The 12,959-nt window shown below is 70.9% G+C and carries 16 protein-coding genes; 6 read left to right on the forward strand and 10 right to left on the reverse strand.

Annotation, left to right across the window (positions count from 1 at the left end):
* Position 1: 1 nt before the first annotated feature.
* Positions 2–604, reverse strand: a complete 603-nt coding sequence (locus tag EL493_RS00635) for an NADPH-dependent FMN reductase (protein WP_019049498.1) — start codon at positions 602–604, stop codon at positions 2–4.
* A gap of 179 nt (positions 605–783) precedes the next feature.
* On the opposite strand from EL493_RS00635, the gene EL493_RS00640 reads away from it, so the two are divergent.
* Positions 784–2,136: an MFS transporter gene (locus tag EL493_RS00640; protein ID WP_019049499.1), complete on the forward strand. Its 1,353-nt coding sequence runs from the start codon at positions 784–786 to the stop codon at positions 2,134–2,136.
* A gap of 58 nt (positions 2,137–2,194) precedes the next feature.
* Here the strand turns inward: EL493_RS00640 and EL493_RS00645 are convergent, their stop codons facing one another.
* Both EL493_RS00645 and EL493_RS00650 read right to left on the reverse strand, forming a co-directional pair.
* Positions 2,195–3,409, reverse strand: a complete 1,215-nt coding sequence (locus EL493_RS00645; protein ID WP_030201250.1) for a L,D-transpeptidase — start codon at positions 3,407–3,409, stop codon at positions 2,195–2,197.
* Positions 3,410–3,524: 115 nt separating this feature from the next.
* Positions 3,525–4,658: a UDP-N-acetylmuramate dehydrogenase gene (locus tag EL493_RS00650; RefSeq protein ID WP_022566167.1), complete on the reverse strand. Its 1,134-nt coding sequence runs from the start codon at positions 4,656–4,658 to the stop codon at positions 3,525–3,527.
* Here EL493_RS00650 and EL493_RS00655 point away from each other — a divergent pair.
* From EL493_RS00655 to EL493_RS00665, 3 genes are read left to right on the forward strand one after another with little or no spacing between them, the layout of a single operon-like run.
* Positions 4,657–5,142, forward strand: coding sequence for a DUF2505 domain-containing protein (locus tag EL493_RS00655; protein WP_019049502.1), 486 nt, complete (start codon positions 4,657–4,659; stop codon positions 5,140–5,142). The two genes, EL493_RS00650 and EL493_RS00655, sit on opposite strands and share 2 nt — an antisense overlap.
* A gap of 58 nt (positions 5,143–5,200) precedes the next feature.
* On the forward strand, positions 5,201–5,728 hold the full coding sequence (locus EL493_RS00660) for a DUF2505 domain-containing protein (protein WP_019049503.1): 528 nt from the start codon (positions 5,201–5,203) through the stop codon (positions 5,726–5,728).
* Positions 5,729–5,750: 22 nt separating this feature from the next.
* The gene (locus EL493_RS00665) at positions 5,751–6,557 is read left to right on the forward strand and encodes a class I SAM-dependent methyltransferase (RefSeq protein ID WP_019049504.1); all 807 of its coding nucleotides are present in this window, start codon (positions 5,751–5,753) and stop codon (positions 6,555–6,557) included.
* On the opposite strand, the gene EL493_RS00670 is transcribed toward EL493_RS00665, so the two are convergent.
* On the reverse strand, positions 6,543–7,151 hold the full coding sequence (locus EL493_RS00670) for a hypothetical protein (protein WP_030201256.1): 609 nt from the start codon (positions 7,149–7,151) through the stop codon (positions 6,543–6,545). The two genes, EL493_RS00665 and EL493_RS00670, sit on opposite strands and share 15 nt — an antisense overlap.
* Before the next feature lie 105 nt (positions 7,152–7,256).
* On the opposite strand from EL493_RS00670, the gene EL493_RS00675 reads away from it, so the two are divergent.
* Positions 7,257–7,991 (forward strand): LmeA family phospholipid-binding protein, encoded by a 735-nt coding sequence (locus EL493_RS00675; RefSeq protein WP_022566165.1) that lies wholly within the window; start codon positions 7,257–7,259, stop codon positions 7,989–7,991.
* A gap of 5 nt (positions 7,992–7,996) precedes the next feature.
* On the opposite strand, the gene deoC is transcribed toward EL493_RS00675, so the two are convergent.
* On the reverse strand, positions 7,997–8,668 hold the full coding sequence (deoC, locus tag EL493_RS00680) for a deoxyribose-phosphate aldolase (RefSeq protein WP_030201261.1): 672 nt from the start codon (positions 8,666–8,668) through the stop codon (positions 7,997–7,999).
* Positions 8,669–8,835: 167 nt separating this feature from the next.
* Here deoC and EL493_RS00685 point away from each other — a divergent pair, with 167 nt between their 5' ends.
* A complete protein-coding gene (locus EL493_RS00685) occupies positions 8,836–9,363 on the forward strand; it encodes a GNAT family N-acetyltransferase (RefSeq protein ID WP_019049508.1) in 528 nt (175 codons plus the stop codon).
* A 3-nt stretch (positions 9,364–9,366) separates the two neighbouring features.
* Here EL493_RS00685 and purU read toward each other — a convergent pair whose 3' ends face one another.
* The 5 genes from purU to EL493_RS00710 all read right to left on the reverse strand — a co-directional run bounded on the left by purU (position 9,367) and on the right by EL493_RS00710 (position 12,887).
* Complete coding sequence (gene purU / locus EL493_RS00690) at positions 9,367–10,257, reverse strand: formyltetrahydrofolate deformylase (RefSeq protein ID WP_022566163.1); 891 nt, start codon at positions 10,255–10,257, stop codon at positions 9,367–9,369.
* A 20-nt stretch (positions 10,258–10,277) separates the two neighbouring features.
* Positions 10,278–11,330, reverse strand: a complete 1,053-nt coding sequence (locus tag EL493_RS00695; protein WP_022566162.1) for an alpha/beta fold hydrolase — start codon at positions 11,328–11,330, stop codon at positions 10,278–10,280.
* 90 nt (positions 11,331–11,420) lie between these two features.
* Positions 11,421–11,714 carry a DUF2516 family protein gene (locus EL493_RS00700; RefSeq protein ID WP_019049511.1) on the reverse strand — a complete coding sequence of 98 codons (294 nt, stop codon included), beginning with the start codon at positions 11,712–11,714 and terminating at the stop codon, positions 11,421–11,423.
* Between the two features lie 73 nt (positions 11,715–11,787).
* Positions 11,788–12,441: a hypothetical protein gene (locus tag EL493_RS32130; protein WP_019049512.1), complete on the reverse strand. Its 654-nt coding sequence runs from the start codon at positions 12,439–12,441 to the stop codon at positions 11,788–11,790.
* A complete protein-coding gene (locus tag EL493_RS00710) occupies positions 12,441–12,887 on the reverse strand; it encodes a helix-turn-helix domain-containing protein (RefSeq protein WP_019049513.1) in 447 nt (148 codons plus the stop codon). Before EL493_RS00710 ends, EL493_RS32130 begins: the two co-directional genes overlap by 1 nt.
* Positions 12,888–12,959: the final 72 nt, after the last annotated feature.

Here is a 12,959-nt window from a genome sequence, read left to right on the forward strand (position 1 = left end):
GTCACTTCCCGTACGGGCGGACGGCGCGGGCGGTGCGCAGCGCCTCGCCCCACCAGGTCAGCTGGTCGAGCAGGACCGCGGCGGCGGTGTCGGCGGCATCGGCGTCGAGCAGCTCGCCCGCGTCGTCGAAGCGGCCCCACGGGTGCGGCAGCGCGACCGAGTCGCGGACGGTGACCGCGTGCAGTTCGGCGAAGACCGGCCGCAGGTGCTCCACGGCGCGCAGGCCGCCGGAGATGCCGCCGTAGGAGACGAAGCCGACCGGTTTGGCCTGCCATTCGGTGTGGTGGGTGTCGATCAGGTTCTTCAGCGTGCCCGGGTAGCTGTGGTTGTACTCGGGGGTCACCACGACGAAGGCGTCGGCGCGGGCGAGGGTGTCGGTCGCCGCGGCGACGGACGGGTGGTCGGTCGCGGCGCCGAAGGCCAGGGGCAGTTCGACCGCGCCGGTGTCGACGATGTCGACGGCGAGGGTGTCGCGCAGCCGCGCCTGGCGGACGAACCAGTCGGCGACCGTCGGGCCGAAGCGCCCCGCCCTGGTGCTGCCGATGACGACGGTGACCCGCAGCGGGTCGTTCGCGGTGCTGACGTGCTCAGCCGTGGCGCTCATGCTGCATCCTCTTGCTCGGTGGCGGCCGCTCGGCCGCCGCTCCGCACCACGGTGCTACCTCAACCATCCTTCAGGTCAAGCGGCGGGTTTCCAGCCCTTGACCGGAATACCCCCTATGGGTATATAGTTGCATCAGTACGCAGATAAAAGACCATGCATCCCTTGGAGGGCCGGCCGTCATGTCCACCGCATTGTTCGCCCACCGGGACTTCCGGTTGCTCTTCACCGCGCAGGTCGCCGCCCTGTTCGGCACCGGCCTCACCACCGTCGCCCTCGGCCTGCTCGCCTACGAACTCGCGGGCGGCGACGCGGCGATCGTGCTCGGCACCGCGCTGACGCTCAAGATGGTGGCCTACGTCACCGTCGCGCCGATCGCGGGCGCCTACGCCGGGCACCTACCGCGCAGGCAGTTCCTGATGGCGCTCAACGGCATTCGCGGCGCGATCGTGCTGGCCCTGCCGTTCGTCGACCAGATCTGGCAGATCTACGTGCTGATCACCCTGCTGCAGATCGCCTCGGCGGCCTACACCCCCACCTTCCAGGCCGTGCTGCCGGACATCCTGCCCGACGAACGCGACTACACGAAGGCGCTGTCGGCGTCGCAGCTGGCCGCGACCATGGAAACCCTGCTCAGCCCGATGCTGGCGGCGCTGGCACTGACGCTGATCAGCTTCCACTGGCTGTTCGTCGGCACAGGCATCGGCTTCGCGGTCTCGGTGGCCCTGGTGCTGGGCGCGCGCATCCCGGACGCCGTGGCCGGCACGGGCGCGATCGGTCAGCGGCTGGCCGCCGGGCTGCGGCTGTTCGCGGCGACACCGCGACTGCGCGGTCTGCTCGGGCTGAACCTGGTGGTCGCGGCCGCGGGCTCGGTGGTCATGGTCAACACCGTGAACTACGCCAGGGACGTGCTCGGCGGTGACCAGTCGGCGGTCGCGCTGCTGCTGGCGGCCAACGGCCTCGGCACCATGCTCGTCGCGCTGACCCTGCCCAAGCTGCTGGACCGGCGCGGTGAACGTCCGGTGATGCTCACCGGCGCGGCCGTCCTCGTCACTGGTCTCGCCGCCGCGATCGTCCTGTCGACCACCGGCGCGGGCAGCTGGCCCGCCGCCCTCACCATCTGGGCGACCATCGGCGCGGGCACCGGCCTGATCCTCACCCCCACCGGCCGCGTGCTGCGCCGCTCGGCCCACGCGCAGGACCGGCCCGCCCTGTTCGCCGCCCAGTTCTCGCTCTCACACCTGGCCTGGCTGATCACCTACCCGATCACCGGCTGGCTGGCCACCACCGCCGGCTTCACCACCACCTGGATCACCCTGGCCGCCCTCGCCGGCCTCGGCGCCGCCGCCGCGCTCCTGCTGTGGCCCCGCACCGACCCCACCGAGATCACCCACGTCCACGAGATCGGCACCGTCGACCCGGCCATCCTGGCCGACGCCATCCAGATCGGCCCCGGCCTCTACCAACACACCCACCCCTACGTCATCGACCCCAACCACCCCCACTGGCCCACCCGCACCCCAGCCCTGGCCTGATCCCGGAACAGCGCGAACCCCGGTCCATGTGGGCCGGGGTTCGCTGTTCGATCGGGGGCTAGCGGGGGGCGGCGATGCCGGGGCTGGTGGGGAGGGCGGACAGGGATTGCCAGGTGGGCCAGTCGATGGCCCAGTCGTAGATGTCGCCGTCGGCTTGGGACAGGGCGATGGAGGTGCCGGTGACCTCGACGGGGTCGCCGTAGCGGGCGGTCGGGAAGTAGGCCTGGGCGTCGGCGGGTGAGAGGTTGATGCAGCCGTTGGTGACGTTGGAGGAGCCCTGGGCGGACAGGGATTCGGGGTTGGCGTGGATGAATTCGCCGTTGTTGGAGATGCGCACGGCCCAGCGTTCCCGGACGTTGGTGTAGTACGGCGGATTCGACATCAGGAAGTCCTCGTACTTCTCGGTGACCACATGGGTGCCCGAGCGGGTGACATTGCGCGGCTCGTTGCCCTCGCCGTAGGAGACCGCGAAGTCGAAGACGGTGACGCCGTCGCGCACCACCTGCATCCGGTGACTCGGCGCGTTCGCGATGACGATCTGGCTGCGGCCGATGGTGAAGTCCGAGGTGAGATCGGCGTCGCCGTACGCGCCGCCACCGAGGTCCACGCCGTACAGCTTGGCCGCCACGTGCACGGTGGTGCCGGGGGTCCAGTAGTTCTTCGGCCGCCAGTGCACCCGCGAACCGCCGTCGTCGGGCAGCCACGCCCAGGAACCCTCGGTGCCGGGATCGGTGGTGACGGTGAGCGCCTTCTCCACGGCGGCCTTGTTCGTCACCGGACCGGTGAACTTCAGGATGATCGGCGCGGCGATGCCGACCTCCTGGCCGTCACCGATGTTGAGCGTGGCCGGAACGGTCGACTTGGGGCTCAGGGTGGTGAAGGTGCCGTCGATCGGGACCGGCTTGCCGTCGGTGCCGATGGCGGTGCCGGTCCAGGTGTAGCTCGCGTTGTAGCCCAGCGGCTCGGTGATCCGGTAGCTGGCGTGGTCGGCACCGAACTCGCCCCGCACCTGCCTGCCATTGGCGTTGGTGAGGGCGATCTGGTCGATCCGGCCGTCGCTGACGCTCGCCGACACCGGCGCCAGCGGGTCGACGCCGGTCGCGCCGTCGCCCGGGGTGACGGTCACCTGGGCGATCGGCCCGGCGGGCTTGTCCTCGGCGCCCGGCCGGTCGACGGTGCAGGCGGTCAGCAGTGCCAGCACGGCCAGCAAGATCACCGCAACCACGGGCCGTCCACGACGAACGCCCACGCCACGCCGGTCGGCGGCCGCCATGCGCCGCACACGTCGAACCGCCGTCCCGCGCGCACGCAACGAGGCGGTTACCGAAGGTTTGCTCACGGCATCGAATGTACGCCGGGCTACCGACGGCGCCGCGCCACCGCCGGGCTCACAGGGTCAGGCCGACCGTCACCGGTTCCGGTTCCAGCGTCACGCCGAAGCGGTCCAGCACGCCCGCGCGGACCGTGCGGGCCAGCTCGGCGATGTCGGCGGCGGTGGCACTGCCCCGGTTGGTCAGGGCGAGGGTGTGCTTGGTCGAGAGCCGGGCCGCGGCCTGCTCGCCGGGGAAACCCTTGGCGAAGCCGGCGCGTTCGATCAGCCAGCCCGCCGAGAGCTTGGTGCCGTCGGGCGCCGGGTAGGTGGGCACCGACACCTCGCCCAGGTGGGCCGTGACGGCTGCCAGCACCTGCGGCAGCCGGTCGGCGTCGACGACGGGGTTGGTGAAGAACGAGCCGGCGCTCCAGGTGTCGTTGTCGGCCGGATCGAGGACCATGCCCTTGCCCGCCCGCAGCCGCAGCACCTCGGCCCGCACCTCGGCGGCCGGGCGCGTCTCGCCGTCGGCGGCGCCGAGCGCCTTGGCCAGTTCGCCGTAGCGCAGCGGCGCGCTCTGTCCCGACGGGTCGAGCGCGAATTCGACCGCGAGCACCACGGCATCGTCGCTGTGCTTGAGCACGCTGGTCCGATAGCCGAAGCCGAGTTCGGCCGGCTCGGCCCAGCGGACCTCGCCGGTCCTGCGGTCGAGCAGCCGCACGCGGCGCAGCAGGCTCGCCACCTCGACGCCGTAGGCGCCCACGTTCTGCACCGGCGTCGCACCGGCCGAGCCGGGGATACCGGACAGGCATTCCAGCCCGCCGAACCCGGCCGCGACGGTCGCCGCGACCACCTCGTCCCAGTTCGCGCCCGCCTCGGCGAGCACGCTGTCGGCGCCGAGCCGCACGTCGGTGTTGCCCACCTGCACCGCCACGCCGTCGAACCCGGCGTCGTCGATGAGCAGGTTCGAGCCACCCGCGATCAGCAGCACCCGGATATCGGCGGCGTCGAGCGCGGTCACCGTGGCGATCAGCGCCTCGGTGCTGCCGCACACGGCGAGCAGCGCCGGCCCGCCGACCCGCAGGGTCGTCAGCTCGGCCAAACGCACCGATTCCCGCACCACCGCGCCGGTATCGGCGAGGAGGTCACGCACCTGATCGGAGGACACCACCCGTGTTGTTCGCACGGTTACAGACGGTAGCGTGTCGCCCATGGCTACACCTCTGGCGTTCACCGCTCGCTACACCCATTCGGTCGAGGCCGTGCGCGCGGCGCTCGCCGACGAGCAGTACTGGAAGGCTCGGATCGAAGAGGTCGGCGGCCCCGGCGCCCGGATCGATTCCTTCGCCGCCACCGGTGATCAGGTGCGCGTGCAGCTGGTGCAGTCCATCCCCGCCGACCAGCTCCCGCCCGCCATCACCGCCGTGCGCCCCGGTGACCTGGTGATTCCGCGCACCGAGACCTACACCGGCAGCACCGGCACCGTGGAGGCCCACGTCGAGGGCGCGCCTGCCAAGGTGGCGGCCACCATCGCCCTGACCGCCGACGGCACCGGCTCCACCGCCACCGTCAACGGCAGCATCGAGGTGAAGATCCCGCTGTTCGGCGGCAAGATCGAGGCCGCGATCTCCGAGCACCTGCTGGAGCTGCTGAACAACGAGGCCGGCTTCACCGAGCAGTGGCTCGCCAACCGCTGACGCCCGCTGTCACCGGTCCGGGGCGCCCGATTTCGGCGCCCCGGTAACGTGTCCCCCCATGGCACGTCGACTTGACTACTCCGCGCGGTACCCGCTGCACACCACCGAAGAGCTCTACGCGGCGCTGCAGAGCAGGGACTACTGGGAAGCGCGCGTCGCCGAGATGCGGAAGTACGCCCCGCACAACGAGGTGATCAGCCACGAGGTGACCGATTCCGGCATCGACGTGGTGCTGGCCCACACGCTCCCGCGCGAGATGCTCCCCGAGATCGCGCAGACGGTGATGCGCAAGGACATGGTCATCACCCGCAAGGAGAGCTGGGGCCCGTTCGCCCACGACGAGACCGAGGGCACCTTCTCGGCCTCCATCCCGGCCGGTCCGGGTAGCCTCAACGGCACCATCCGGCTGTTCCCCACCGAGACCGGCACCACCATGCGCTTCTCCCCCACCGCCAAGGTGTTCATCCCGATGGTGGGCCCGCGACTGGAACAGCTGATGCTGGTGAACCTGGTCGACCTGTTCCGCGCCGAGCAGGAGGAGACCGCGCGCTGGCTGGAAGAGGCCGCCGCGAAGAAGTCGGTCTGACCCACCCGAGGAGACGACAGCCGTGGACGCCGGCCGCAAGCGGGTGCCGCCGGTCGGCACGATCACCCGCGGCACCACCGGGGTCAACCGCCTGCGCCGCAGCGACCGCTGGCTGACGCACGACGAGCTGGTGACGGCCCGCCTGCGCGCGGCCGCCGACCCGCTCGTCGTCGACCTCGGCTACGGCGCCGCGCCGTGGACCACCTTCGAACTGGCCGCCCGGCTGCGCACCGTCCGCCCCGACCTGCGCGTGGTCGGCCTCGAGATCGACCCCGCCCGGGTGGTCGAGGGCCGCGACGGCGTGCGCTTCGCGCGCGGCGGTTTCGAACTGGCGGGCCTGCGCCCGGTGCTGGTCCGCGCGTTCAACGTGCTGCGGCAGTACCCCGAGGACGCGGTCCCCGACGCGTGGGCGCGGATCCAGGGCAATCTCGCCCCCGGCGGCCTGCTGGTCGACGGCACCTGCGACGAGCTCGGCCGCCGCTGCGCCTGGGTGCTGCTGGACCGGCACCGCCCGCTCTCGCTGACCCTGGCCTGGGATCCGTTCACCGTCGACCGCCCGTCCGACATCGCCGAGCGGCTCCCGAAAGTGCTGATCCACCGCAATATTCCGGGCGAACCGGTGCACGCGCTGCTCACCGCCGCCGATCGCGCGTGGGACCGCTCGGCCGCGCTGGCGCCGTACGGCCCGCGGGTGCGCTGGCGGGGCGCGGCGGAGCTGTTGCGCGACAGCGGCTTTCCGCTGCGGGTCTATCGCCGCCGGATGCGGGACTGTGTGCTGTCGGTGCCGTGGCAGGTCGTGGCGCCCAACGGCTGGTCAGACGCCGGTTAACGCCCGCCGCACCCGGGCGGCCGCGCGGGGCGCGAGTTGCTGTCCGCCCCACCAGATCTCGTCGGTGTCGCAGCGGTGGATGGCGACCGCGTCGGCGACCACCTCGTCCAGCGCCGACTGCGAGATCTCGGTCTCGGCGAGGTCGAGCACCGTGCGGACCGGCGTGGTCACCAGGAACGGTCCGGCCGACTCCACATCGGGGCCGCCGAGTTTGCGCCGGGTCAGCACCAGCCGCGGCGTCACCGGTGGACGCCCCGCCGATACCGACAGGTGCAGGAACCGCGGCTGCAATCGCCCGATGCCGTGCAGCTCCGCGGCGCTCTGATACGACACCGCCGCCGCGCCGTCGAACCAGGCGGCCCACATCGCGTACTCGTCGAGCGGACCGGCCCGCCACTGCGCCAGCCGCATCATGCCGACCCCGGCCCTGGTCACCGACCCGTCCCCGAGCGCCGCTCGGACCTGCACTTCACAGCCCGTCCGCAACACCTGACGGGTGGTGAAGAACCCCGCGTGCCTACCGGCGAGGCGCCGTAGCACCCGCCATCGATGATCCGCCGTCCCCTGCAGCCGGCGCGCACCCTCGCCAGTCATCGTTTCAGGCTACGCCGCCGACAGTGCGCCAGGTCACACTTTGCTACGAAGGCTTTCACCACGTCCTCAGAGCAGACACAGAATGATCGGGAAGAATCCGTTGCCATGACCACGCAGACTCCCCCACGCCCCCGGGTCGGCCGCCGCACACTGGTGATCGCACTGGCCGTGGTCGCCGCGCTGCTGGTGGCCGCGATCGTGGGCACCGAAGCCTATGCCCGCCACCGGATCTCGAGCTGCATCAGCAGCTCGTTCGAGCAGCAGATGGGGTCGAGCATCGACGTGAGTTTCGGCCCGAAGCCGATGCTGCTGACCTATCTGGACGGCAAGGTCGGCTCGGTCACCGTCGACAGCGAGGACAACAAGTTCGGTCCCGCGATCGGCATGGACGTGCACGCGAAGTTCGACGACATCGAGCTCACCGACCGCGGCCGCGGCGGCGGCACCATCGGCGGCTCCTCGGCCGACGTGCGGTGGAACAACGACGGCATCGCCCAGACCCTCGGCGGCATGGTCAGCGGTGTGCAGTCCTCGGCGAGCACCGACACCATCACCCTCGACGTGCTCGGCGGGCTGGCCCAGCTCGAGGTCCAGCCCTCGGTGCGCGACGGCAATGTGGTGGTGGAGACCAAGTCGGCCCAGCTGCTGGGCTTCGGCCTGCCCACCGACCTGGTGCAGGGCATCGTCGAGACCTTCAGCCAGAGCCTGCAGAGCTACCCGCTGGGTCTGCGCGCGGAGCGCGTCGAGGTCACCGACGACGGTGTGAACGTCCACCTGTCGGGCGGCAGGACCACGCTGGAGCAGTCGCCCGAGGGCCAGCAGGCCGAGATCACCTGCTGATGGCGCTACTCGGCGAAGCCGTCGAGCACGGCGGCCGACTTCGACAGTCCGAGCCGGGTCGCGCCCGCCGCGATCATCGCCGCGGCGTCCTCGGCGGTGCGGATACCGCCGCTGGCCTTGACCCCGAGCCTGCCGCCGACGGTCTCGGCCATCAGCCGCACCGCGTGCACACTGGCCCCGCCCGCCGGATGGAAGCCGGTGGAGGTCTTCACGAAGTCGGCGCCGCCCTGTTCGGCGGCCCGGCACGCGCCGACGATGGCCTCGTCGGTGAGCGCGGCCGACTCGATGATCACCTTGAGCACCGCGCCGCGATCGGTGGTGGCCTCGCGCACGGTGATGATCTCGGTGAGCACCGAGTTGAAGTCGCCCGCCAGCGCCGCGCCGACATCGATCACCATGTCGACCTCGTCGGCGCCCTGCTCGACGGCCAGCCGCGCCTCGGCGCCCTTGACCAGCGAGTGGTGCTTGCCGGACGGGAACCCGGCCACGGTCGCCACGACCAGCCCCGGCGCCCGCACCGGCAGCATCGAGGGCGACACGCAGATCGCGTACACGCCGAGCTGGCGGGCCTCGGCGACGAGCGCGTCGACCTCGGCGGGTGTCGCCTCGGGGGCGAGCAGGGTGTGATCGATCATCGCGGCCACATCGGCCCGGGTCAGCGGCGTCGAGACGGTCATGATCCCGAGCATGACACACCGCGAATCGGCGCGGCGCGCCGCAGTCACCGCCGAAACGGCGTTGCGCGCGCGTACCCGAATCCGGGAGACTTGAACCCGGCGGTTTTCGACCCGGCCACCCCGGCCGAGAACCCGCGGCGCAGGCCGCCGAGGATACGGAGACGAATGTGCTGATCCGTCGCGAGACCCCCGCCGATGCCGCGGCCGTGGCCGCCATCCACCGGGCCGCCTTCGCCCCGCACTACGCCGACGATCCGGCGATCACCGAACCACCCGAGGTCGCCCTCGTGGAGACCTTGCGTTCGGACGAGTCGTGGATGCCGACGCTGTCGCTGGTCGCCCTGGAATACGACACCGTGGTCGGGCACATCTGTCTCACCAGGGCGGGTATCGGCCCGTTCCCGGTGCTGGCGCTCGGCCCGCTCGGCGTCGACCCCGACCATCAGAAGACCGGCGTGGGCTCGGCACTCACGCACGCGGCCCTGGGCGCCGCCGACGCGCTCGACGAATCGGTGGTGGGCCTGGTCGGCAGCCCCGAGTACTACAGCCGGTTCGGCTTCGTCCCCGGCGCGCGCCTCGGCATCGTTCCCGACGAGGCCGACTGGGCCGAGTACTTCCAGGTGCGCGCGCTCACCGCCTACGACCCGGCCGTCACCGGCGAGTTCCGCTACCCGGCGCCGTTCTACGACCTCTAGGGCCTACTCGAAGACGACCGTGCGCCTGCCGTGCACGAGCACCCGGCCCTCCAGGTGCCAGCGCAGTCCGCGCGCGAGCACGACCCGCTCGATGTCGCGGCCCTGCCGCACCATGTCGCGCACGTCGTCGGCGTGGTCGACCCGGATCACGTCCTGTTCGAGGATCGGTCCCGCGTCCAGCTCGGCGGTGACGTAGTGGCAGGTGGCGCCGATCAGCTTCACGCCGCGCGCGTAGGCCTGGTGGTACGGGCGCGCGCCCACGAACGAGGGCAGGAAGCTGTGGTGGATGTTGATCGCCCGCCCGGCCCAGTGCTCGCACAGCTCGGCGGGCAGCACCTGCATGAAGCGGGCGAGGACAACGGCGTGCGGGTCGTGCGCGTCGACCAGGTCGCGGACCTGTTCGAAGGCGGGGCCGCGCTCGGCCGGGTCCTTGGGGAACGGCACGTAGTGGAACTTCACGCCGTGCGCCTCGGTCATCCCGGCCAGGTCGGGGTGATTGCCGATGACGGCCTCGATGGTGGCGGGCAGCTCGCCCGCGGCAGCGCGGCCGAGTAGGTCGTGCAGGCAGTGCCCGTCCTTGCTGACCAGCAGCACCGCCCGGCGCGGGGCGCCGGAGTCGTGCAGCTGCCAGTCGGTCTCCGGCCCGAACTCGGCGGCGACCTCGGCGAAGCGGGCGCGCAGCTCGTCGATGCCGAACGGCACGGTCGAGGCCTTGACCGCCTGCCGGGTGAAGAACCAGCCGATGTCACCGTCGGAGTGGTAGCCGGCCTCCACGATCGAGCCGCCGAATTCGGCGATGAACGAGGAGATCCGGGCGATGATGCCCGGCCGGTCCGGGCAGCCCAGCGTCAGCACGAACCGGCGGTCATCCGAGGTCACAGGGGCAGAAATCATCCGCCCATCCTCGCAAACCCTCAGGCCAGCGCGCGCGCAGGCTCACGTACGGCGGCGAGCACCCCGCGCAGCTCGGCGTTGAACAGGTCGTAGCGCTCGACATTGCCGAGGTGGCCGGTGGGCAGCACCTTGAAACCGGCGAGGGTGCCCGCCTTGTCCAGCAGCTCGGCGAGGCGCTCGGCGTGCAGCGCGGGCGTCATGTCGTCGCGGTCACCGGCGAGGACGGTGGTCGGCACGCAGAAGTTGCTCGCGACGTCGCCCAGGTGCAGCTCGGCGAGCAGCAGGCCGTAGCGCGCGCGGGTCATCATCGGGCAGCCGCGGACCACCGAGAGCGCGTAGTTCAGCTTCTCCGGGCTGGTGTCCAGGGTCATCACCTGGCGGGCGAAGATCCAGCGCACCGGCTTGATCGGCGGGAAGACCACCGGCGTGCCGAGGATGAGCCTGCCCAGCCAGTCCGGCGTCGGCATCTGGCGGCCGCGCAGCAGCCGCAGCGGCTTGTTCAGGCCGGGCACCATGGTGGAGACCTCCACCAGCGAGTGCGCGCCGGTGTTGGTGAGGACCACGGCGGCGGCCTGTTCGGCGACGCGTTCGGGGTAGCGACCCGCCCAGGCGATGAGCGTCATGCCGCCCATGCTGTGGCCGACCAGGACCGCGCGCTGACCGGGCAGCAGGACCGCGTCGAGCACGTCGCACAGGTCGTCGGCGAGCAGGTCGGTGCTGGGGCGGGCGTAGCCGTTGGTGCTCTCGCCGTGGCCGCGCTGGTCGTAGGCGATCACGCGGTACTCGCCGGCGAAGGCGTTGATCTGGGCGTTCCAGTATTCGATGGAACAGGTCCAGCCGTGCGCGAACACGATGACCGGTGCGTCGACGGGCCCGTAGGCGTGCACCCGCAGGCGGGCGCCGTCGGCGGTGACCACCGGGATCACCTCGGCGGGCATGCTCGGCGGATCGAACGCGGCGACCCCGTGGGTCCGCGTCCGCAGGTCGGCCCGGTGGGCCGCCAGGGTGGTCTCGACCACGGTGGACGCGGTGTCGATCCATTTCGCCAGAGCCGTCGGCAACTTTGCACGCATCGGCACACTCCTTTGTGTTACTGCTGGATACAGTAACACCGCGTACCACTCAATGCGAGCGTTCGGCGGGGCGAAATTCCCGCGGCGTGGCTACCAGCGTGGGCCGCGCTGCACCTCATCGATCTTGGGACGGACATCGGCCAGGTACACACCGGTCGCGATGATCGCGATCAGCGAGGTAAGCATCCCGAACCCGACGACACCCAGCAGCAGGAAGACCAGCGCGCCCGCGAGGATCGCGAGCCAGATCGGCTTGGTCATCTTGTCGACGGCGGTGAAGGCGTCCGCGCGCTGACGCACCGCGTGGATGAGCGCGAACACCGTCGCGCCGAGGGCCGCCACCCACAGGACCAGCATGATCAGCGAGGTCAGACCGTGCACCATGTTCACACCCCCATCATACGAACAGCGGCCCCGCACACCACTGGTGAACGGGGCCGCTGTGCGCGCTGTGGAATCAGGCCTTCTTCGGCGCGGCCTTCTTCGCGGGAGCCTTCTTGGCCGGCGCCTTCTTGGCGGCGGGCGCCTTGGCGGCCGGAGCCGGGGCGGGCTCCTCGGTGGTGACGGCGACAACCTCGGCGTCGACGACGGCGGCGGCCTTCGCGGCGACGTTCTCGGCCTCGGCCTTGCCGCGGCCCAGCAGGTCGTTCACCTTGGCGAGGGCGTCCTCGGCACGCGCGGAGGCGTCCTTGTAGAGGGTCTCGACGCGGCCGATCTGCTCGTCGACGGCCTGGTTGGCGCGCAGCCGGTCGACGGTCTCCTCACCGCGGACGGCGAGGTCGGCGTAGATGTCGAGGGCCTGGCGGTAGTACTGCTCGGCCAGCTTGCGCAGCTCCTCGGGGGTGAACTTCTCGCGCAGCTCGGCGAGGTCCTCCGGCAGCTCCGAGGGCAGGCCGGCGAGGCGCTCACGGATGGTGTCGAACTGGGCCTGCACGTCGGCGGGCACGTTGGCGATGCGCTCACGGGCCTCGTCGACGCGGGCCTGCACGTCGGTGGCGCCGACCCGGCCGCGGACGTCGGCGACGACGTCGTTCACGGCGGTGTAGATGGCGTCACCGGCACCGACGGTGGCGAACAGCGGCTTGGTCACGGTAGCGGTCTTCTCGGTCATCAGTCTTCGTTCTCCTGGCGTGGCGGAGTGTCAGTTGTCGTGAACGAAACGTCGCTGTCCCGTTCGATCCCCCCTGAGCCGGCTTCTTCCCCGTTTTCCCGGCGAAACGACTCATAGATTTCCAGCAACACCTGTTTCTGCCGCTCGGTCACCGAAGTGTCCGCGAGCAGGGCGTCCCTGACCGGGCTGTGCGGACGCTGTTCGAGATATCCGGCCCGCACATACAACACCTCCGAGGACACTCGCAGCGCCTTGGCGATCTGCGCGAGTACTTCGGCGGAGGGGTTGCGCAATCCGCGTTCGATCTGGCTCAGGTACGGATTGCTCACCCCCGCCAGTGCGGCGAGCTGACGTAAGGACACCTGCGCGGCTTCGCGCTGGGACCTGATGAACCCTCCGATGTCTTGTGCCGCGTGCGCTACACGTCCCTCGGGCTGGTCTGCCATCACTCACCTTCTGGCGGTTGTACGGTCAATAATAGGTCAGAGTGCTAGCTATTGCAAGCACTTCTGTTAGCA

This window comes from Nocardia asteroides (assembly GCF_900637185.1).
In the GTDB taxonomy this organism is placed as follows: domain Bacteria; phylum Actinomycetota; class Actinomycetes; order Mycobacteriales; family Mycobacteriaceae; genus Nocardia; species Nocardia asteroides.

Excerpts from the sequence above, each read along its gene's own strand:
- EL493_RS00670 (WP_030201256.1), bottom strand. The coding sequence starts at position 7,151 with ATGACTGGCGAGGGTGCGCGCCGGCTGCAGGGGACGGCGGATCATCGA.
- EL493_RS00655 (WP_019049502.1), top strand. The coding sequence starts at position 4,657 with ATGGCTACACCTCTGGCGTTCACCGCTCGCTACACCCATTCGGTCGAG.
- EL493_RS00645 (WP_030201250.1), bottom strand. The coding sequence starts at position 3,409 with ATGGCGGCCGCCGACCGGCGTGGCGTGGGCGTTCGTCGTGGACGGCCC.
- EL493_RS32130 (WP_019049512.1), bottom strand. The coding sequence starts at position 12,441 with ATGACCGAGAAGACCGCTACCGTGACCAAGCCGCTGTTCGCCACCGTC.
- EL493_RS00700 (WP_019049511.1), bottom strand. The coding sequence starts at position 11,714 with ATGGTGCACGGTCTGACCTCGCTGATCATGCTGGTCCTGTGGGTGGCG.
- EL493_RS00650 (WP_022566167.1), bottom strand. The coding sequence starts at position 4,658 with ATGGGCGACACGCTACCGTCTGTAACCGTGCGAACAACACGGGTGGTG.
- EL493_RS00710 (WP_019049513.1), bottom strand. The coding sequence starts at position 12,887 with ATGGCAGACCAGCCCGAGGGACGTGTAGCGCACGCGGCACAAGACATC.
- deoC (WP_030201261.1), bottom strand. The coding sequence starts at position 8,668 with ATGACCGTCTCGACGCCGCTGACCCGGGCCGATGTGGCCGCGATGATC.
- EL493_RS00660 (WP_019049503.1), top strand. The coding sequence starts at position 5,201 with ATGGCACGTCGACTTGACTACTCCGCGCGGTACCCGCTGCACACCACC.
- EL493_RS00675 (WP_022566165.1), top strand. The coding sequence starts at position 7,257 with ATGACCACGCAGACTCCCCCACGCCCCCGGGTCGGCCGCCGCACACTG.
- EL493_RS00640 (WP_019049499.1), top strand. The coding sequence starts at position 784 with ATGTCCACCGCATTGTTCGCCCACCGGGACTTCCGGTTGCTCTTCACC.
- EL493_RS00695 (WP_022566162.1), bottom strand. The coding sequence starts at position 11,330 with ATGCGTGCAAAGTTGCCGACGGCTCTGGCGAAATGGATCGACACCGCG.
- EL493_RS00635 (WP_019049498.1), bottom strand. The coding sequence starts at position 604 with ATGAGCGCCACGGCTGAGCACGTCAGCACCGCGAACGACCCGCTGCGG.
- purU (WP_022566163.1), bottom strand. The coding sequence starts at position 10,257 with ATGATTTCTGCCCCTGTGACCTCGGATGACCGCCGGTTCGTGCTGACG.